16 protein-coding genes are annotated in these 18,873 nt (G+C 63.4%); 5 read left to right on the top strand and 11 right to left on the bottom strand.

Annotated features, from left to right (window positions below):
• Positions 1 to 62: 62 nt before the first annotated feature.
• Both JET14_RS12530 and JET14_RS12525 read right to left on the bottom strand, forming a co-directional pair.
• Positions 63 to 860: a glycosyltransferase family 25 protein gene (locus JET14_RS12530; protein WP_200333934.1), complete on the bottom strand. Its 798-nt coding sequence runs from the start codon at positions 858 to 860 to the stop codon at positions 63 to 65.
• Positions 861 to 888: 28 nt separating this feature from the next.
• Positions 889 to 1,833 carry a hypothetical protein gene (locus JET14_RS12525; RefSeq protein ID WP_200333932.1) on the bottom strand — a complete coding sequence of 315 codons (945 nt, stop codon included), beginning with the start codon at positions 1,831 to 1,833 and terminating at the stop codon, positions 889 to 891.
• A 124-nt stretch (positions 1,834 to 1,957) separates the two neighbouring features.
• Between JET14_RS12525 and JET14_RS12520 the strand changes: the two genes are divergently transcribed.
• Together JET14_RS12520 and JET14_RS12515 are read left to right on the top strand one after the other, a co-directional pair.
• A complete protein-coding gene (locus tag JET14_RS12520; RefSeq protein ID WP_246750306.1) occupies positions 1,958 to 2,542 on the top strand; it encodes a nitroreductase family protein in 585 nt (194 codons plus the stop codon).
• 1 nt (position 2,543) lies between these two features.
• A complete protein-coding gene (locus tag JET14_RS12515; protein WP_200333928.1) occupies positions 2,544 to 3,146 on the top strand; it encodes a flavin reductase family protein in 603 nt (200 codons plus the stop codon).
• 12 nt (positions 3,147 to 3,158) lie between these two features.
• On the opposite strand, the gene JET14_RS12510 is transcribed toward JET14_RS12515, so the two are convergent.
• The 8 genes from JET14_RS12510 to parE all read right to left on the bottom strand — a co-directional run bounded on the left by JET14_RS12510 (position 3,159) and on the right by parE (position 12,482).
• The gene (locus JET14_RS12510; protein ID WP_200333926.1) at positions 3,159 to 3,581 is read right to left on the bottom strand and encodes a hypothetical protein; all 423 of its coding nucleotides are present in this window, start codon (positions 3,579 to 3,581) and stop codon (positions 3,159 to 3,161) included.
• The gene (locus JET14_RS12505; protein WP_200333925.1) at positions 3,578 to 4,816 is read right to left on the bottom strand and encodes a cation:proton antiporter; all 1,239 of its coding nucleotides are present in this window, start codon (positions 4,814 to 4,816) and stop codon (positions 3,578 to 3,580) included. Before JET14_RS12505 ends, JET14_RS12510 begins: the two co-directional genes overlap by 4 nt.
• Positions 4,817 to 4,898: 82 nt before the next feature.
• A complete protein-coding gene (locus tag JET14_RS12500) occupies positions 4,899 to 5,573 on the bottom strand; it encodes a hypothetical protein (RefSeq protein ID WP_200333924.1) in 675 nt (224 codons plus the stop codon).
• A 154-nt stretch (positions 5,574 to 5,727) separates the two neighbouring features.
• The gene (locus JET14_RS12495) at positions 5,728 to 6,294 is read right to left on the bottom strand and encodes an NADPH-dependent FMN reductase (RefSeq protein ID WP_200333923.1); all 567 of its coding nucleotides are present in this window, start codon (positions 6,292 to 6,294) and stop codon (positions 5,728 to 5,730) included.
• A gap of 263 nt (positions 6,295 to 6,557) precedes the next feature.
• Complete coding sequence (locus tag JET14_RS12490) at positions 6,558 to 7,259, bottom strand: L,D-transpeptidase (protein ID WP_200333922.1); 702 nt, start codon at positions 7,257 to 7,259, stop codon at positions 6,558 to 6,560.
• A 163-nt stretch (positions 7,260 to 7,422) separates the two neighbouring features.
• Positions 7,423 to 9,096, bottom strand: a complete 1,674-nt coding sequence (locus JET14_RS12485) for an alpha/beta hydrolase (RefSeq protein WP_200338083.1) — start codon at positions 9,094 to 9,096, stop codon at positions 7,423 to 7,425.
• Positions 9,097 to 9,138: 42 nt separating this feature from the next.
• On the bottom strand, positions 9,139 to 10,080 hold the full coding sequence (locus JET14_RS12480; RefSeq protein WP_200333921.1) for a patatin-like phospholipase family protein: 942 nt from the start codon (positions 10,078 to 10,080) through the stop codon (positions 9,139 to 9,141).
• A gap of 344 nt (positions 10,081 to 10,424) precedes the next feature.
• A complete protein-coding gene (gene parE, locus JET14_RS12475; RefSeq protein WP_200333920.1) occupies positions 10,425 to 12,482 on the bottom strand; it encodes a DNA topoisomerase IV subunit B in 2,058 nt (685 codons plus the stop codon).
• Between the two features lie 395 nt (positions 12,483 to 12,877).
• Here parE and tpiA point away from each other — a divergent pair, with 395 nt between their 5' ends.
• The 3 genes from tpiA to JET14_RS12460 all read left to right on the top strand — a co-directional run bounded on the left by tpiA (position 12,878) and on the right by JET14_RS12460 (position 16,235).
• Entirely contained in the window at positions 12,878 to 13,648 is a 771-nt protein-coding gene (gene tpiA / locus JET14_RS12470) for a triose-phosphate isomerase (protein WP_200333918.1), read from the top strand.
• Positions 13,649 to 13,957: 309 nt separating this feature from the next.
• Entirely contained in the window at positions 13,958 to 14,413 is a 456-nt protein-coding gene (gene secG / locus JET14_RS12465; RefSeq protein ID WP_200333916.1) for a preprotein translocase subunit SecG, read from the top strand.
• 190 nt (positions 14,414 to 14,603) lie between these two features.
• Positions 14,604 to 16,235: a CTP synthase gene (locus tag JET14_RS12460; protein WP_200333914.1), complete on the top strand. Its 1,632-nt coding sequence runs from the start codon at positions 14,604 to 14,606 to the stop codon at positions 16,233 to 16,235.
• Between the two features lie 37 nt (positions 16,236 to 16,272).
• Here JET14_RS12460 and JET14_RS12455 read toward each other — a convergent pair whose 3' ends face one another.
• Positions 16,273 to 18,804, bottom strand: a complete 2,532-nt coding sequence (locus JET14_RS12455) for a sensor domain-containing protein (RefSeq protein ID WP_200333912.1) — start codon at positions 18,802 to 18,804, stop codon at positions 16,273 to 16,275.
• Between the last annotated feature and the right edge of the window lie 69 nt (positions 18,805 to 18,873).

The following is an 18,873-nucleotide window of genomic DNA, read 5'->3' as shown; positions in this document are numbered from 1 at the left end:
TAGCGGAACTCCGGCCGGTGGGAACAGGGAAAACAACGTCGTCGCGCCGGAAGCCTCTATGCTCACCGGAAGGCGACGATGCGTTTGCGATAGCCGCGCAGAGCATTGCGCGCCTTGAGATAGAAAGCCCTTGACCGGTCGAGAAGGCGATACCGAAGCTGCGCCAACCGATTTTCGCCGTAAGACTTCCTGCCGCTCGGGACATTATGCGACGGAAATCCGGCTCGGTCGACATTGGTGCGCTCCGCAATATCGTCCTGGATGCAGATCGCCGGTTCCAGCTGATAGACAATCGGCCGGCTTTCGACGGCGACCTGCGGGCTGAACATCATCGCATCGACGCCGACGGCAAGCTTGCGGCTGTTGGCCAGCAGCTTCTCGGCGCCCTTGCGGGTAACGATGTAGCCCGCCGCGCCATGATGGCGTCCGGTCAATCGCACCAGCTTCCGGCCGAGAACCGCGCTTTCGGCTTTTTCCGGCAGCGGGACTTTCTGCAGGCAGGTTTCGAGCTTCACGATATCCGCATCATCCGGTATCCACGGCTCCGGCGCATCGAACAGCCTGTCGATATCCTCCCCGAGATGCACATCGTCCTCGAAGATGGCAGCGAGTGCGGCATCGGTTTCCAGAAACCGTTCCCAGGCATGAACATGGCTGAGATAGCAGCCGACCTGCGAAGGACTGAGATCGAAGCTTCCGGCTGCCGGAAAGGCGAGGCGTTCGGACCGTTCGACGTCCGTCATCTTGCGCCCATCGACGGCCGCAAGTCGTTCGAAGGCGAGGCCTTTGGCGGCGAAGACAGCGGTTGCGTGCGCGAGGCGATCGCGGTCGTCTTCGAGGTTGAGCAGGTAGATTTTCATGGTCGGCTAGTCTCGCTTCGGTCCGGTTTCAATCCACGCTTTCGTCCGGCAGGTCGGCCTTGTCCTCGTCAAGCAGCAGCTCGACCTGCGTCGACTGGCCCGGCGCAACGGTGAAATTCTTCTCGTAGACGGTGTCCTTGTTGCGGGCGATCGCGGTGTATTCGCCCTCCGCCAGGATCATCGAGGGAAAGGCGCTGCGGCTCTCGGTCAGCACATCGCCGGAGGCGCCGAGCACGGTCCAGAGCGTGTCGGCAAGCGCCTCGCCGCCCTTTTCGGCGGCAAGCGTGAGCGTGACGGTGGCGGCATGCTGCTTCAGCGTCGCCTCGGTGATCTCGCCGGCCCTGACCTTGAGCCGGGCGTGGGCCTCGGCGTTGAGATCGCCGTAATAGGAGATGACCTCGTAGGTTCCGGCGCGCAGCCGCAGGATCGTCTCCGGCTTGACGTTTTCGATGACGAGTTCGCGTTTTTCACCCCGGTCCTCATAGATGGTGAACCGGAGCAGGTCGGGGTCGGCGCGGCTGTGATCGCCGAGCGTGGCGTTGAGCACGAGGCCGCCGGCCTCGAGCACCAGGGAGACGTCCACCTTGTCCTCGCCGGTGCGCGGAACCGAGATCTTGCGGGTGGTCGAAGCGCGCCCGAAGGCGCAGTTGACGAAATACTCGCCGGCGGGCAGTTCGATCGACTTGCTGCCGCCTTCGGCGGAAGCCACCAGTTCCAGGCGGCCGTTGCTGTCGGGAACCGATTTGAACACGCGCCAGGTCAGTCCCTCGCGCATCACCGCGCCATCCTTCGTCAGGCGCGCCTCGAAGGAGACCGTCCGCTTGACGCCGGGCTCCTGCGTGCCGCGCATCAGCGAGAACGGGTCTTCGCCGGCGCTCTGTCCCGCGGCCGGCAGGGCGGAGAGCATCAGGAGGCTGAAGAGGGCGGCAGTAAGCCGCAGGGGGAGCGTTCGGTAATGAGCAAAGAGAGACATGTTTCTCGCCGGTTGACTTGCGGTGCGCAAGCGTTCACTGCAAATTCGTAAAAAGCGTTTTGGCCTGATTATCGTGGCCTTTTCAAGGGCAAGGGCCGCTGTTTTCGAACCAATGAGGTTTGCGTTGAACGAGAAGAATGAAGCCGTCGTCGAATTTCTGAAAACCCGCCGGTCCACGCCGGTGCTGCAGCTTGCAGAACCCGGACCCTCCCGCGCCGAGCTTGAGCAGATCCTGACGATCGCCGCGCGGGTGCCCGATCACGGCAAGCTCGCGCCCTGGCGTTTCATCGTCTATGCCGGCACGGCGCGCGCCGAGGTCGGCGAGGCGCTTGCCGAGATAACCCTAGCCGACGATGCAACGGCCTCGGCCGAACGCCTCAAGCTCGAACGCGAACGGCTGACGCGCGCGCCGCTGGTCGTCGGCGTCATCAGCCGCGCCGCGGTTCATCCGAAAATTCCCGAATGGGAGCAGGTCATGTCTGCGGGCGCCGCCTGCTACAATCTGGTCGCTGCGGCCAATGCCTTCGGCTACGGCGCCACCTGGCTCAGCGAGTGGTATGCCTTCGACGAGCGCGCCTTTCCGGCACTCGGCGTCAAAGCGGGCGAGCGCGTGGCCGGCTTCGTCCATATCGGCACGCGCAGCGAGGCGCCTTTCGAGCGCGTCCGGCCGGAGCTCGCCGATGTCGTGACCTGGCGCGGGGATCTCTGAGATGTTCTACACCACCGACAGGAACGCGCACGGCCTGCCGCACGATCCGTTCAAGGCGATCGTCTCGCCGCGGCCGATCGGCTGGATCGGCTCGCGCAGCGGCAGGGGCGAGGACAATCTCGCGCCCTATTCCTTCTTCAACGCCGTCTCTTCGGTTCCGCCGGTGGTGATGTTCTCCTCCGACACGGTCAAGGACAGCCTGCGCAACGTCGACGAGACCGGCGTCTTCACCGTCAATCTCGTGAGCCGGGATCTCGCCGAAAAGATGAATGCCACGTCGGCCTCGCTGGAACGCGGCGCGAGCGAATTCGAGGCGGCCGGGCTCACCCCGGTCACCGGCCGGCTGGTCGATGCGCCTTATGTTGGCGAGGCCTATGCTGTGCTGGAGTGCCGGATGACGGCAATCATGGCGCCGCCGACGCTTGAGGGCGCGGTCACGCAAAGCCGCATGGTCTTCGGCCAGGTCGTCGCGGTCCACATCAGGGACGAGGCGCTGACCCCCGAGGGCCGCCTCGACATGGCCAAGGTCCGGCCGCTCGCGCGCCTCGGCTATCGCGACTATTGCGACGGCGGCGACGTGTTCGAGATGGTGAGACCCGGCTGAGACGCCGATCCGTCATTCGGAAAAATGCGTGCGGCAGGTGGTGAAGAGATAGCTCGCCGACCAGGTGAGCAGCATGAAACCGCCGAGCGACAGGCTCATCTCCAGAATTCGCATCGGCCCGTGAAGCGCGATCCCGGTCTGGCCGAGCGTGGTGAAGGCCATGCCGGCGAAATAGACGTAGTCGGCAGGGCTGCCGGCGAATGATCCGCCGAAGGCCGCGGGCCAGAGCGTCTTGTGGACCAGAACGAACAACCCGGCCCACAGCGCCACCTCGACGAGATGGATGATCGCGAGCTGACCGAAGACCCAGACCGGCAGGCCGCGATGCGACCGCACCGCGCCCGGAACCGTCCGCGTCGCCGCCATCAGCAGCGTGTGGTGCAGCGCCGCCGTTGCGAGAAGCGCTGCCAGACCGATTGCCACTGCCGTAATCATTCTGTCCTCTTCCTGTGTTGCTTCATGCCGATGATGGCGGTGATGCCGTGGACCAGGATCGATCCGGCAACGACGGTGCTGACCGCGTGCCAGACGAAGGGGTCTCCTGTGCGCTCCAGACTGTCCATGGCGTAGAAGATCGCGGCGATGCCGACGGGGCCGAACCAGCCGACAAAGGCAAGGTCCGCGCCGGTGAGCTTCCTCTTCAACAGTGGCTGCAGGGCGAAGACGACCGGAAGGCGACGGAACAGAAGGATGGCGATCGGAAAGAGGACAGCGAGAACGCCGAGCTTGCCCCATCCCTCCCAGGGAATGACGAGGCCGAAGATGACGAAGGCCGGAAGGTCCATGACCTTGCTGATGGTCTCGTGGGTCTTTTCCTCCTCGATCGCATCGTGGCGGTTGACTGAAAAACAGAAAGCCCCGCCCGCGGCAAAAGCCGTCAGGATGCCATCGGCGCCGATCAGCCGTCCCGCCGCCAGGGCGGCGATTGCCAGCGCGATGGTGATCGCATGGTAGGAGTGCACCTCGGCCAGCTGGTAACGGTCCGAGATCTCCAGCAGTTTCGCGACCAGCCAGCCGATGACGAGGCCGGCGGCAATGGCAAGCGCCACATCCATCAGCAGGGTTTCGACGAGCCAGTCGCCAAGCAGCGATGGTCCCTCGCTTTCGCGGGTGAGGGCCATCAGCGGCAGCATGACGAAGAGATAGCCGAGGCCGTCATTGGCACCCGATTCGAGCGAAAGCATGCCCCTGATCTTTTCCGGCAGCAGCCGCTCGGCGACCGGGCCGGAGACGATGGCGCTGGCGGTCACCGGGTCGGTCGGGGTGATTGCCGCGCCGATCAGGGCGAGCACGGCCAGACCCGGTTCGAAGGCGAGGCCGAGCGTGGCCCAGGAGACGAGCGTGGAAGCGGCCCACATGCCGGCCATGCCGAGGGTCAGCATGATGGAGACCGGACCGAACATGGTGCGCCAGACGTGAGGCGGAACCCGAATGGCGATGCCGACAACGCTGATGGCGATGGTGAAACGGGCCACTTCGCGCACGATGACTTCCTGATGCGGCCAGGCTTCGGGCGTGATCCAGCCCGAAACGGCGGGCCCGGCGACGATGCCGGCCGCCATGGCAATGAGGGGCATGGAGATGAGGGAGTTCTGGATGCGGGCCGAAAGCGCGCCGAGCACGATGACGACCAGCGCTGAGAGCCCGACTACATGGAAGACTTCGGTCATGGTATCCGGCGGGATGTTTCATGGAAAGGGTTCTGCCGGTTCAACCGCTCCACGCCGGAATTGTTCCCCGTCGGAATGCCTCTCAGGCCGCGCCGAAGGCGTTCTTGATGATGCCGATATGGTCCGGGTTTTCGGTCAGCTTGCCGGCAAAGCCCGTGCGCGCGGCATGGTGGCACGAGCTCTCGAATGCCTCTGCCGGAGAACGTGCCGCCGAAAAATCGATGGCCGGCACGCCGAGATTGCGCGCGGCGAGCATGGTCGCGACGGCGCCCTGACGGGCAATCTCGCCGTCTGCCGGCTCCAGCGCGTCTCCGTCATAGCCGAGCGCGATCAGGCGGCGGTGCCTGTGGAGAAAATGGCGGGCATTCAGGAGCCCGCCGCCATTGTCGCCGATCATGGCGATCAGCGCGATCGAGCCTTCTTCCAACTCCTCGCGCGCCTCGACGACGCGCAGCAGGGTCTCGGCCATCTGGATGCGGGCGGCGCTTTCCACGCCGCGCAGGATGATGCCGTCGGGCGCGGCGCGGGCGGCGCGCGAAAAATCGTCGACATTATAGGCTTTTGATATCGGTTCGCAGATCAGGAAGATCGGCAGCGAAGGCAACACGCTCCTGAGCGACGCGATTCGCTCCTCAAGCCGTTCCTCGCCCTTGGCGGGAAGACACAGACAGTCGGGGCGGTTTGCCTGCGGATCGAAAGGAAGGGGGTCGTCTGACGCCATGCCGAGCAGCCAGACTTTCATGCGGCGAATGTCCATCGTCATTCCTCCAACCGGGTCTCCCACAGGAGGCAGGATGACCGAATGCGGGCCGCTTGGAAACGGCGTTCTGCGCCTTTCCACTTGTAATATGACAGTTTTGCGTCGCCCGCGCGCAAAAAAGCCGGGCAGGTATCCTGCCCGGCATCATCGATCAGGCGGACTTGCGCATTTCGGCCAGCGGGCCGGCCCATTTGTAGAGTTCGTCGAGCAGGCCGGTCGCGCCTGCCTTCATCTCGTCATTCGGCGTCAGCTTGCCGTCTTCGCCGAGGAATTTCGGGAAGAAGGGAATCGGCACGACCTGGGGAAGGGGGTGGGCGTTGAGGTTGACGATCAGCGTGCGCAGCTCCTGAGCGGCGCGCAGCCCGCCGGAGACGCCGCCATAGCTGACGACGCCGGCCGGCTTGTAGCCCCATTCCTTGTAGACCACCTGCAGCGCGTTCACGAGCGTTGCCGGGGCGAAGAAGTCATATTCCGGGGTCACGAAGATGAAGGCGTCGGCGGAAGCGACGCTCTCGCTCCACTTGCGGGTATGCTCATGCTCGTATTCCTGCAGCCGCGGATGCTTCGGCTCATCAAGGAAGGGCAGCTTGAAATCGTCGAGATCGACGACCTCGACTTCGAACTTGCCATGGTCGCGGGCGAAATCGCCGACCCATTTGGCAATAGACGGGCCGACCCGGCCCGGGCGGGTGCTGCCGATGATGATGTTGAGCTTCATGGAATTCTCCTGGCCGCGGCGCGAGGGACATGTCGTCTGCGCCAAATTACGAAAGAACAGACCGGAGGCAAGACGGCCCGCCGGTCTCAAATCAACACGTGAGGAAAATAGGGGGGTGAGATGAGCGAGGCAAGGGAGGGCAGAGATGAGACCAGGTCACACGCCGGTAACCGCAAGCGATCAAAAAACATTTGCGCCCCGCCGGAAGGCGAGGCGTGAGGCTTGGCTGACAAGGAGAGCTGGCCGGTTTCGACCGCTTCTCCTTACTGATAGACGACGATCGGGGTCGGGAGGTTGTTGACCCGGTTGTACAGGTCGATCACATCCTGGTTCAGCATGCGGATGCAGCCGGAGGAGACGGCCTTGCCGATCGAGGTCCAGTCCGGATTGCCGTGGACGCGGTAGAGCGTGTCCTTGCCGTTTTCGAAGATGTAGAGCGCGCGCGCGCCGAGCGGGTTCATCAGGCCCGGCTCCATGCCGCCGTTCTCGTTGGAGTATTTCTCAAGCTTCGGGTCGCGCTCGATCATCTCCTTCGGGGGGAACCATTTCGGCCATTCCTGCTTCCACTTGATCACGCCGTTGCCGCCCCAGGAGAAGCCGGCGCGGCCGATGCCGACGCCGTAGCGCATGGCCATGCCATTCTCGCCGACGAGGTAAAGGAAGCGGTTCGGCGTATCGACGACGACCGTGCCGGGCGCTTCGCCGGTCGGATCCCGCACTTCCTGGCGGTAGTAGAGCGGGTCGATCTGACGCCACGGAACGGCCGGGATCATGTAACCATTGTCCTCCAGCGGACCGTACATCGCGTCGAGCTCCGCCGCGGTGTAGGGCGTGCCGCCGATCAGCGGTTCCGCCGGGGCCACGGGCTGGGCCGGGTACTGGCTCACGCAGCCGGTGAGGATTGCGGTGGTCGAAACGGCGCCGAGAAGGAAGGTGCGGCGCGCCATCGTCTTGTCAACGAGCATTCAAGCCTCTTGATCATTGGAAAAGTCTAGTCCTAAACGGCTTTTAGCCGAGCGCGTTCCACCTTGATAGCGTCACCCGGTCACAATTGCGCCATCGGGTTGCTTGGCCGGGCAGGTGTGACCGAAAACACGCAGTTTTGCCGCGCCTGCTCCTGCCGGGGCCTTATTCCACCGCGCAGCCGGTATCCCTGCCGAGATTGCAGATGTCCTTCAGCGCCTGGGTGCGGACCGGGCTCCAGTCATCGGGATTGGAAACGGCGACCCAGGCGTCGATATAGTCACGCGCAAGGTAATTGTGCCCGAAGCCTGCCGGAAGCGCCTTTGACAACGCCATGTCGAGGGCAAGCTGGAACTGGGTCACCACCGGCACGAAGCGCAGGTAGGGCGAGACGTCGGGCGCCGGTTTCTCCTTCATCCATTCCGGCTCGCGGAAGCCGGAATTCGGCTCGAAAAATACAATGGGATCAGAGGCGTATTGGAGAAAGTTTATTCTGATTCGACCCCACGCGTCACCGCTCTGCGAAGGCTTGCGGAACTGCGAGGAGAAGCGGACGACCGCGCCGTCATCGACAATCGGCAGGACATAGGGCGTGCCCTCGTTGCGCGCCGAAACCGTCTGGCGCCACAGATAGGACGGGAAGGGCGGGCCAGCCCAGACAGCGCCCGCCACGGGCTGGTCCAGCATCTGGAAAACGTTGAAGGAATGCATCGACGACCAGGCGCCGAGGCTGATGCCGTGCATGTAAAGCTCCGGGCGGCTGTCCTCCGGCAGCGTGAGCCAGTGGTGGTAGACGGCATTCATGGTCGCGGTCGCCTGCTCGAGGCCCGTGTCGGTCTCGAAGATCAGCGCCAGCGGCGACTGAAGGAAGGAGTACTGCACCGCGACCGTCGCAACATCGCCGTTCTGCATGAATTCCAGCGTGTCATGGGCGCCGGGGTCGAGCCAGCCGGTGCCGGTGGGACTGGCGATCAGCAGGATCTTGCGGTCGAATGCGCCGAGCCGGATCAGTTCCTGCAGCGCGATTTCGGCTCTTTCCTTCGGGTCTTCGTCCTGCGAACGGCCGACATAGACGCGGATCGGGCGTTCGGCGGGAACGCCGCTGAAGGCCTCAATGTCCGCCGCCGAGGGCGCGCCGGTGACGAAGTTGCGCCCGGGCTGCCCCATCGCCTCCCAGCTGACGAGCGATTCGCGGCTGCCGGGAATGAAGGCGTCCGTCGGCGCGGGCGGCGCGGTTTCGAACAGGTCCTGCGCCGTCTCATAGGTCTCGTCCAGGAACTCGATGGCCGACGGCAGGACCCAGTCGCGCGAGGCGACGAAGATGACGAGCAGCACGATCACCAGACCGAGCAGATTGGCCGCGCGCGGCGGAATGACCCGGTAGAGCCGGCGCCGGAGCGCGTCGAATGCGGACTGGAACAGCGCGCCGATCACGAACAGGACGGCAAAGGTCACAAGTCCGATGACGAGAATGGCCAGCACCGCGCCGCCTTCCAGAAGCTCCATGTTGACGCGCGAGCGCACGGAATTCTGCCATTCGGTCCACATCGACAGGCAGAAGACGAGCAGGACAAGCGAGGCCGCAAGAACAATGGCGCGGCCGACGAGCCGCCAGGTGCCGCGCGGCTCGGGGATCTGCAGCGCGCGCCAGAGCGCCAGCAGAAACCGGCCGATCATGTAGCCAAGCGCCATCACCAGGCCGGCCAGCACGCCCTGCAGCGGCCAGCCGCGCGGAATGAGCGACGGTGTCAGCGAAGCGGCGAAAAACACCAAGCCCAGAGAAAGGGCAAAAATGCTGATGCTGTACCAGCGCCGGCCTTGGCGATCATCCTGTTCCATCTCGTTCAACCCGTCTCTCTGTTCTTTGTTATAATTATTTGTTTAATTGAATATTTTTTCAATTCGGCGTTTGAAGGCGTCCTGATCGGAACCCGCGGCGGCGAGAATGTCCTCGACCTCGAAGAAATCCATCGGATTGAAGCCGCCGACCGCCGGTTCGATGAAGATGTCGGGACGCGCGCATTTCACCTTCTCGGCGACGATCGAGCGCTGGGTGATGCTGAAGGAGCCGGCCCAGGTTTCGAACGAGCCCGGAATTTCGCCGGTGTCCTCGACATCGGTTCCGGTCACGTCGATTGCGACGGTGAAGTAGCGGGCCTTGTCGAGGAGATCGAAGGGCGTCGGATTGACGAAGCCGCCGTCGATCAGCACCCGCCCGTCGCGGCGGACGGGCGTCAGAAGCACGGGCAGGCAGGAGGAGGCGGCAATTGCCGAGAGAAGCGGTCCCTCGCGCATCACATATTCGTTCTGGCGATAGAAGTCGGTGGCGACGATGGTCAGCGGTATTTCGAGCCCGGCAAAATCCCGGGCCATGCCCTCGGGAAACAGTGCCGCGAACAGGATTTCGGGCTCCACGACGGCTGGCCGGAAGATGTTGATCAGCGACCCCCAGGTGTCGCCGGTATCGATCAGGAGCTTCTTCAGAAGGGACTGGCGGCGCGTGAACAGGTCAATGACATAGTCGCGAATCTCGCGGCCGCTCATGCCATCGCAATAGAGCGCGCCGAGGATCGAGCCCATCGAGGTGCCCGCGACTTCTTTCGGGCGAATGCCGAGCGTATCCAGGCTTTCCAGATAGGGGATATGGGCGAAGGCCTTCGCCGCGCCGCCGCCAAGGGCGAGCGCAAGCCCTTCTTTCTCGCGTGAATCGTCCTCGGCGATGTCGGCCATGGCGGGATCCTTTGACAGCGGCGCTTGCGCCCGGGCGGATCCGGCCATCAGACCGGCGCCTGCGGCAAGCAGGAAGTTACGACGTTGGACCATGGCTCTTTCCGTTTGAAGGCGCTTGTGCGGACTATAATTTGCCCGGGTTTGGCAGGCAAGCAAAGGTGCCAATGACGGGTATTCACCGTTAATCCTCTGCATGAACTTCAGCCTAGTGATGTGAAGTTAACCATATAAGTTGATGAAATTTATGTGAAAAAATATTCTATCGCAGATTTTGACCTTGGCTCGTCGTCTTCATGCTCATGAGGCAAGAGCATGAAACGAACGCAGCGCGGACAAACCTGCTTCGCGGAGTTGCGGCGATCTCGTCTTGGGGTGGGAGGCATGGCCTGAACGCCACCGGCGGCCCGTCAAAGCCGATCGGCTCCTGGCGGGATGCGCTAGATATCCAGGTTCTCCGCGAAGGCTGCGTTTTCCTGGATGAAGCGGAAACGGGCGTCGGCCTTGGTGCCCATCAGGTCGTCGACGGCGGTCTTGGTGCCCTCGAAGTCAACCGCGTCGATATCGACCCTCAGCAGCATGCGCTTCTTCGGGTCCATCGTGGTTTCCTTCAACTGGGCGGGCAGCATTTCGCCAAGACCCTTGAACCGGCTGATCTCGACCTTGCCGCGCCCGGTGAAATAGCTCTCCATCAGCTCGGCGCGGTGAGCGTCATCACGGGCATAGGCCGTCTTGCCGCCCTGGGTGATCTTGTAGAGCGGCGGCACGGCCAGATAAAGGTGGCCCTGGCGGATCAGCTCCGGCATCTCCTTGTAGAAGAACGTGATCAGCAGCGAGGCAATGTGGGCGCCGTCGACGTCCGCATCGGTCATGATGATGATGCGCTCGTAGCGCAGGTCCTCTTCGCGGTATTTCGTCCGCGTGCCGCAGCCGAGCGCCTGGATCATGTCGGCGAGCAACTGGTTGGACGTGAACTTGTCGCGTCCGGCGCTCGCCACGTTCAGGATCTTGCCCCTGAGCGGCAGGATCGCCTGGTTGGTGCGGTTGCGCGCCTGCTTGGCCGAGCCGCCGGCCGAATCGCCCTCGACCAGAAACAGCTCCGCCCCTGCCGCCGTGTTCTGCGAACAGTCGGCAAGCTTGCCGGGAAGCCGCAGCTTCTTGACGGCGGACTTGCGGTTGACCTCGCGCTCCTTGCGCCGGCGAAGCCGTTCCTCGGAGCGTTCGATCACCCAGTCGAGAAGCTTTTCGGCTTCCATCGGATTGGCGGAGAGATAGAGGTCGAAGGGGTCGCGCAGCGCGTTCTCGACAATGCGCTGGGCCTCCACGGTTGCCAGCCTGTCCTTGGTCTGGCCGACAAATTCCGGCTCGCGGATGAAGACCGAGAGCATGCCGATCGCCGAGATCATCACGTCGTCGGTGGTGATCTGCGCGCCGCGCTTGTTGCCGATCATCTCGGCATAATTTTTCAGGCCCCGCATCAGCGCCTGGCGCAGACCCGCCTCATGCGTTCCGCCCTCGGGAGTGGGAACGGTATTGCAGTAGGAGTGAACGTCGGGATCGCCGCCATACCAGGAGACGGCCCATTCGACCGCGCCATGGCCGCCGGTCTTCTCCGTCTTGCCGGCGAAGATTTCACGGGTGACGGTGAAATCCTTGCCGATGGTGGCCGCCAGATAGTCCTTCAGCCCGCCGGGGAAGTGGAACACGGCCTTGTCCGGTACGTCGTCATTGCCTTCCACCAGTGATGGGTCGCAGGACCAGCGGATCTCCACGCCGCCGAAGAGATAGGCCTTGGAGCGGGCCATGCGCATGACGCGGGCCGGATCGAATTTCGCCCGCGGTCCGAAGATCTCGGCGTCGGGGTGAAAGCGCACGCGCGTGCCGCGACGGTTCTGGATCGGTCCAAGGTCCTGTAGTTCGCCCTGCGGCACGCCGCGCGAGAAGGCCAGCCGGTAAAGACGCCGCTCGCGGGCGACTTCCACTTCCAGCATGTCGGACAGCGCGTTGACCACGGAAACGCCGACGCCGTGCAGGCCGCCGGAGGTCTCGTAGGCCTTGCCGTCGAACTTGCCGCCGGCATGAAGCTTGGTCATGATCACTTCGAGCGTCGACTTGCCCGGCACCTGGGGATGGTTCTCCACCGGTATGCCCCGGCCATTATCCGTGACGGTCAGCACGCCTTCGGCGTCGAGATGCACCTCGATGAAATCCGCATGGCCGGCAACGGCCTCGTCCATCGAGTTGTCGATGACTTCGGCGAAGAGATGGTGCAGCGCCTTGTCGTCGGTTCCGCCGATATACATGCCCGGCCGCATGCGCACCGGCTCCAGCCCTTCCAGCACGCGGATCGAGGACGCGCCGTAGTCTCCGTCGGCCGCCTTGATGCCTGCGGCCGGCTTTCCGGCTGCCTTGCGGGCGGGGCGCGGCGCCGCCTCGTCATCGGCTGGCTTCTTGCTGTTGCCCGAAAGATCGGCGAAGAGGTCTTTGCTGTTATCCATAAGGTCCGGCAGAATGTTGAGGTTGGTTTGCATGCGCCTTATAGGCGAATCAGTGCTCTATTCTGGCAAAGAATGGGCCGTTAGGCGATGCCGTGCCAAATTGTCGCAGTCCGGCTGTGGATGAAGGCGCGGCGGCATGGCAAAAGGGCTGCGGCCAAGGGGCGGTCCGTGCGGGACGATTCGATTTAAGCGGGCGTCAAACCGATTAGGCGGCGGTTGCAGCCACAAGTTTCTCGGCCCTGTTCCAGCGGTTTGTTCTGGGACAAGACGGCGATGTTCAGGCCGGCGCATGAGGAGAGCCGGCATCGCGGCATTTGCGCCCCGGCTTCGAATAGGGGAAGAAGGAGCGATAAGCCACGTTGGCTGACGCAAGACAGATTGGGAGAAAAAGACAGATGACATCCGAGATCCGACCGCTGGTCGCCGGGAACTGGAAGATGAACGGCACCCGGGCATCGCTTGACCAGATCAGGGCGATCGCCCACGGCGTCAGCGGACCCCTGTCGCGGAAAGTGGATGCGCTGATCTGCCCGCCTGCGACGCTGCTCTATGTGGCAACCACGCTGACGGTGGACACCAGGCTCCTGATCGGCGCGCAGGATTGCCACCAGAAGGCGCGCACCGGCGCGCATACGGGCGACATCTCGGCGGAGATGATCCGCGACTGTTTCGCCACCCACGTCATTGTCGGCCATTCCGAGCGGCGCAAGGAGCACAGGGAAAACAACAAGGTCGTCTCGACCAAGGCACGGGCCGCCTATGACCAGGGACTAACGGCGATCGTCTGCATTGGCGAGACGCGGTCGGAGCACGCGGCCGGGCGCACCATGGACGTGCTGCACCGCCAGCTCTTCGAAAGCATGCCGGACGATGCCACGGGCGACAACACGATCATCGCCTATGAGCCCGTCTGGGCGATCGGCACGGGCCAGACGCCCGGTCCAGAGCAGGTGGCGGACGTTCACGCGGCCATGCGGCGCGATCTCATCGAACGCTTCGGCGACGCCGGCGAGCGCTTCCGCCTGCTCTATGGCGGGTCGGTGAAGCCCGGCAATGCCAAGGAACTGATGAGCGTGCCGCACGTGAACGGCGCCCTGATCGGCGGGGCAAGCCTGAAGGCTGCGGACTTCCTCTCGATATACCATGCCTATGAGGATATTCTGTAGGGCCGTTCTTTGAGCGTAGGTTTCATCCATCCTTCCAACATGCTGGAATAAAACCGGAATAGTGGCTTTCGGTCCGGATTTTCGGGTGATGTTCGCGTGCCTGGCGGCATGGCGCGGCACGGCGGCGGACGGGGTCCGGCACGGCTTGCGGCGAGCCTGCCAGGGGCAAAGCCGCAATCGGGCCGTCGCGGCTTTGCCGGGCAGGCATGAAAAAGGGGTTGGATTGACAGCGCGCCTCATGTAGAGAAACGCCAGATATTCTTGGATTGCCCCGTTTGCACCTCGCGGGCGGGGCCGGATTGGACATTCATGCAGACGGTACTGATCGTAATTCACCTGATAATCGTCGTTGCGCTTGCCGGTGTGATCCTCATTCAGAGGTCGGAAGGCGGCGGGCTCGGCATCGGCGGCGGATCCGGCTTCATGACGGCGCGCGGAACGGCGAATGCGCTGACCCGCACGACCGCCATCCTCGCAACGCTGTTCTTCATCACATCGCTCGGTCTGGGCATCCTGGCCCGCTACCAGGGCAATCCGTCGGACATTCTCGACCGGATCGAACAGAATGCCGAGAGCGACGGACAGGGCATCCTGAACCAGCTTGGCGGCTCGATCACCACCGAGACACCCGCAGCGGGCAATGCCGGCGGTTCGGCCGTGCCGACCACCGGTGATAGCGCGGCGCCGGCCAGCGACGGCCAGCAGCCCGCGGTTTCGACGCCGGCGGCGGATTCGAACGCGACGGGCGTTCCCACCGGCGACTGATCGCCGAAAATCTGAAAAATCTATCCGGCGGAAGACAATCGTCCGCCGGATTTTCTTTGGGCCCAACCTTGCGCCGCCGCAGACGCTGAGCGCACGGAGGGGCATTCTTGTGGCAATGAACCGGCTGCCGGCGCTTTTTTATGGAAAGCCTCTGGCAGAATCGGCCAGGAAACGGTATCGGAATAAGCCCATGGCGCGATATATCTTCATCACCGGCGGCGTGGTTTCCTCACTTGGAAAAGGGATCGCCGCAGCAGCACTGGGTGCTTTGTTGCAGTCACGGGGTTACCGGGTCCGTCTGCGCAAGCTCGACCCTTATCTCAACGTCGACCCCGGCACGATGAGCCCGACCCAGCACGGCGAGGTCTTCGTCACCGATGACGGGGCGGAGACCGATCTCGACCTCGGTCATTACGAGCGCTTTACCGGCCGCTCTGCAACCAAGACCGACAACATCACCACGGGTCGCATCTACAAGAACATTCTCGACAAGGAGCGGCGCGGCGACTATCTCGGCGCCACCGTCCAGGTCATTCCGCATGTCACCAACGAGATCAAGGAATTCGTTCTCGAGGGCAATGACGACTTCGATTTCGTGCTCTGCGAGATCGGCGGCACGGTGGGCGACATCGAGGCGATGCCCTTCATGGAGGCGATCCGCCAGCTCGGCAATGACCTGCCGCGCGGCAACGCCGTCTATGTCCATCTCACGCTGATGCCCTATATCCCGGCCGCCGGCGAACTGAAGACCAAGCCGACCCAGCATTCGGTCAAGGAGCTTCAGGCGCTCGGCATCCATCCGGATATTCTTCTGGTGCGCGCCGACCGGGAGATTCCCGAAGCCGAGCGGCGCAAGCTGTCGCTGTTCTGCAATGTGCGTTCGTCCGCCGTCATCCAGGCGCTGGACGTCTCCAACATCTACGACGTGCCGCTTGCCTATCACCGCGAGGGACTGGACGACGAAGTGCTGCACGCCTTCGGCATCGATCCCGCGCCGGTGCCGCGCATGGATGCGTGGAAGAACGTCTGCGAGCGCATCCGCACGCCGGAAGGCGAGGTGACGATCGCCGTCGTCGGCAAATATACCGGCCTCAAGGATGCCTATAAATCGCTGATCGAGGCGCTTACCCATGGCGGCATCGCCAACAGGGTGAAGGTCAATCTGGAATGGATCGAGTCGGAGATTTTCGAGAAGGAGGATCCTTCCCCCTATCTGGAAAAGGTCCACGGCATTCTCGTGCCGGGCGGCTTCGGCGAGCGCGGCTCCGAGGGCAAGATCCAGGCGGCCCGCTTTGCCCGCACCCACAAGGTGCCCTATTTCGGCATCTGCTTCGGCATGCAGATGGCCGTCATCGAGGCGGCGCGCAACCTGGCCGGCATCAAGGATGCGTCTTCCACGGAGTTCGACCGCAACGCCAGTGAGCCCGTCGTCGGCCTGATGACCGAATGGGTCAAGGGCAATACGCTGGAAAAGCGCAGCGACCGCGACGATCTCGGCGGCACGATGCGGCTCGGCGCCTACAAGGCACATCTGGGCGCGGACACCAGGATCGCCGAGATCTACGGCACGACGGAGATTTCCGAGCGTCACCGCCACCGCTACGAGGTCAATTTCGGCTATCGTGAAAAGCTCGAGGCCTGCGGCCTCGTGTTTTCCGGCACCTCGCCGGACGGCGTCCTGCCGGAGACGATCGAATATGCCGATCATCCCTGGTTCATCGGCGTGCAGTATCACCCCGAGCTGAAGAGCCGCCCGCTGGAGCCGCATCCGCTGTTCTCCAGCTTCATCGCGGCCGCTCTCGAGCAAAGCCGTCTCGTGTGAGAGACGGGCGCTTTCGCGCCTTTCGCCTGAGCCTGTCTCAGGCGGAAGCTTCGGCCATCTTCCGGCGCAGCAGCATTTCCATCGCGTCTGCCGGCATCGGCCGGGCGAGCCAGTAGCCCTGAAGCGCGTCGCAGCCAAGTTCCGTCAGGATCCGGGCATGTTGCCGCGTTTCAACGCCTTCTGCTATCACTTTGATATTCAAGGTTTTTCCGATATCGACGATCGACTTCACAATGGCCCGCTGGTCATATGAGCGGGGCAGCGGCATAACCAGTTCGCGCGCGATCTTCAGACCGTTCGGCGCGACCTTGAGCAGCCCGGTGATCGACGTGTAGCCGGTGCCGAAATCATCGACGTCGATATTGATGCCGAGCCGCCGGATCTGTTTCAGATTGTAGGCGCTGACATCGTCCTGCTGGTCGAGGAAGATCGATTCCAGCAGTTCGAAGGTGAGGGTGCCGGCCGGAAGCTCGGTGCGCTGCAACTCCGGCACCAGCGCCGGGTCGCTGAGCCGGTGCGGGGACAGGTTGAGCGACAGGCGCGGCGGCGCGAGCCCGTCTTCCCGCCAGCGGCGGTGATCCTCGAGCGCCTGCGAGAGAATGCTGGCGTCGATCATGTTCATGATGTTGAGCGACTGGGCAAGCGGGATGAAGCTTGACGGTTCGCTGAAGGAGCCGTCGGCCTGCCGCCAGCGTGCGAGCGTTTCGATGCCCCGGATATCAAGGGTCTCGGCGTCATACTGCGGCTGGTAGAACGGCACAAACTCGCTCTGGTCGATTGCCTGCATCAATCGGTCGGAAGGCTTGCGGTCGACCGCGTCGGAGAATCGGATGCCCGGAGTGTAGAATGCGATCTGGCCGGCGCCCTTTGACTTGGCCTGCTTCAGCGCGTGATCGCTGTCTCTGAGCATGGCGGCGGCGCCGCCGGCCCCTTCGCTCTCAAGCGTGGCGATGCCGATGCTGGCGGAAAGCCGGACGCGACCGTCATCGAGCACGACCGGCTTGGCGAGTTCGAGCTGGATTCGTTTCGCGGTCTGTTCAAGCCTGTCGCAGCCGCCGTCATAGCTGATGATCATGGCGAATTCGTCGCCGCCCATGCGGGCAACGAAGTCATTGTGCTTCGACAGGTCGAGTAGGGTCTGCGCCGAGTGGCTGAGCACGCGGTCGCCGGCGCCGTGGCCGTAGGCGCTGTTGATCCCCTTGAAGTCGTCGATATCGATCTGGAGCAGCCCGACATTGACATCGGATGCGGCGGCGATGGACACCCGGCGCTCCAGTTCGTCCTCAAGAAAGCGCCGGTTGGGCAGGGCGGTCAGGTAATCGTGCAGCGCGGCATACTCGATGTCGGACTTGGCGCGGTCGAGTTCGAAATTGCGCGCCTCGGCGAGCTGCTTTGCGGTCACCAGATCCTGCCGGAGGCGCACTTCCTCCGTCACGTCCCAGTTGATGCCGACAATCGTTTCCTGGCCGTCTTCGCCGATGTGAAGGCGCACGAGATGGCGGATATGGCGCAGCGACCCGTCATTCTCGCGGTGGATGCGGAACTCGGAGGAAGCCGGAGCGCCGCCGGGGGCCAGTCCGGTGGAGCCGGCGGCCGCCCGCTTCAGGTCTTCGGGGTGAACGAGGTCGAAAACGCGCTGGATGTCGAAACTCTCCGGCTGGTCGTCAAACCCGTAGATCTCGCAGATGCGGGAGTCGGCATAAACGGTGCCGGTCGCACGGTCGTGCTCGAAAACGCCGATTCGTGAGGTGGTGAGCGCCATTTCCAGGCGCTGGCGCGTATGGGCGAGCAAGGCTTCGGCATCCTTGCGGTCTGTCACGTCCTGATCGGTTCCGATGATGCGGGAAGGCCGGTTGTCGGGAAAATACTCCACCGCATCGCCCCGGCACTCGATCCATATCCAGTGGCCGTCGCAATGGCGCTCGCGATATTCGAAATTCATATATTTGAGGTCGCCGGCCTTCTGGCGCTCTATGGCGTGGGCGACGAAATCGCGGTCGTCGGGATGAACCAGCTGCAGCCATTGCTCTGTGCTGGCGAAAGGGGTGGCGCCGGTCGAGGCGTAGCCGCGCATGGCCCGCCATGTCTGGGAGTAGAAGTATTCCTGTCTGCGGTAGTCGTGATCCCACACGCCGAGGCCGGAACTGACAAGCGCGTAGTTCCAGCGCCGCGCGCGTTCGCTCTCCAGCAATTCGTGGCTTTTCTGGGTGTGGATATCGATGAAATAGAAAAGCGCACGTCGCCGCGCGCCTGTTTCATTTACCGGAAGGACGGTCGCCGCAACAAGCATCCATCGCCAGGGCCCGTCCGGACGCCGACCGATGCGCATCTCGCATTTCTGCTCCCGTCCGGAAACGCCGGAGGTCGGGCCGACAAGATTGCGCAAAAGCGGATGGTCGTCTGCGTGTATCCACTCCAGAATGGAGCGGCCCTGCGCCTTCGTTCCGGGCGCGAGCGTTTCGAAGTTCGCGTTGGTTGCGGTGATTGTCTGGCCATCGAGTTCCACGACCGCGACCGCCATGGGCGATTGCTCGAGTACTGCGAAGGCCAGTTCGGCCTCCCCTGACAAAAATGAACTCCTCGTTTCCCTCGCCAAACGGTCATCCTTTCGGGGATAACGGGCATTCGATACGGTTTG

Source organism: Martelella lutilitoris, from assembly GCF_016598595.1.
GTDB lineage: Bacteria > Pseudomonadota > Alphaproteobacteria > Rhizobiales > Rhizobiaceae > Martelella > Martelella lutilitoris_A.
The sequence above is the reverse complement of the archived record's forward strand: the minus strand, read 5'-3'. Positions and strand labels throughout refer to the sequence as shown.

Bases quoted from the DNA above. Each gene is read 5' to 3' on its own strand.
- JET14_RS12530 (WP_200333934.1), bottom strand. From the start codon at position 860: ATGAAAATCTACCTGCTCAACCTCGAAGACGACCGCGATCGCCTCGCG.
- JET14_RS12525 (WP_200333932.1), bottom strand. From the start codon at position 1,833: ATGTCTCTCTTTGCTCATTACCGAACGCTCCCCCTGCGGCTTACTGCC.
- JET14_RS12515 (WP_200333928.1), top strand. From the start codon at position 2,544: ATGTTCTACACCACCGACAGGAACGCGCACGGCCTGCCGCACGATCCG.
- JET14_RS12510 (WP_200333926.1), bottom strand. From the start codon at position 3,581: ATGATTACGGCAGTGGCAATCGGTCTGGCAGCGCTTCTCGCAACGGCG.
- JET14_RS12505 (WP_200333925.1), bottom strand. From the start codon at position 4,816: ATGACCGAAGTCTTCCATGTAGTCGGGCTCTCAGCGCTGGTCGTCATC.
- JET14_RS12500 (WP_200333924.1), bottom strand. From the start codon at position 5,573: ATGGACATTCGCCGCATGAAAGTCTGGCTGCTCGGCATGGCGTCAGAC.
- JET14_RS12495 (WP_200333923.1), bottom strand. From the start codon at position 6,294: ATGAAGCTCAACATCATCATCGGCAGCACCCGCCCGGGCCGGGTCGGC.
- JET14_RS12490 (WP_200333922.1), bottom strand. From the start codon at position 7,259: ATGCTCGTTGACAAGACGATGGCGCGCCGCACCTTCCTTCTCGGCGCC.
- JET14_RS12485 (WP_200338083.1), bottom strand. From the start codon at position 9,096: ATGGAACAGGATGATCGCCAAGGCCGGCGCTGGTACAGCATCAGCATT.
- JET14_RS12480 (WP_200333921.1), bottom strand. From the start codon at position 10,080: ATGGTCCAACGTCGTAACTTCCTGCTTGCCGCAGGCGCCGGTCTGATG.
- parE (WP_200333920.1), bottom strand. From the start codon at position 12,482: ATGGATAACAGCAAAGACCTCTTCGCCGATCTTTCGGGCAACAGCAAG.
- tpiA (WP_200333918.1), top strand. From the start codon at position 12,878: ATGACATCCGAGATCCGACCGCTGGTCGCCGGGAACTGGAAGATGAAC.
- secG (WP_200333916.1), top strand. From the start codon at position 13,958: ATGCAGACGGTACTGATCGTAATTCACCTGATAATCGTCGTTGCGCTT.
- JET14_RS12460 (WP_200333914.1), top strand. From the start codon at position 14,604: ATGGCGCGATATATCTTCATCACCGGCGGCGTGGTTTCCTCACTTGGA.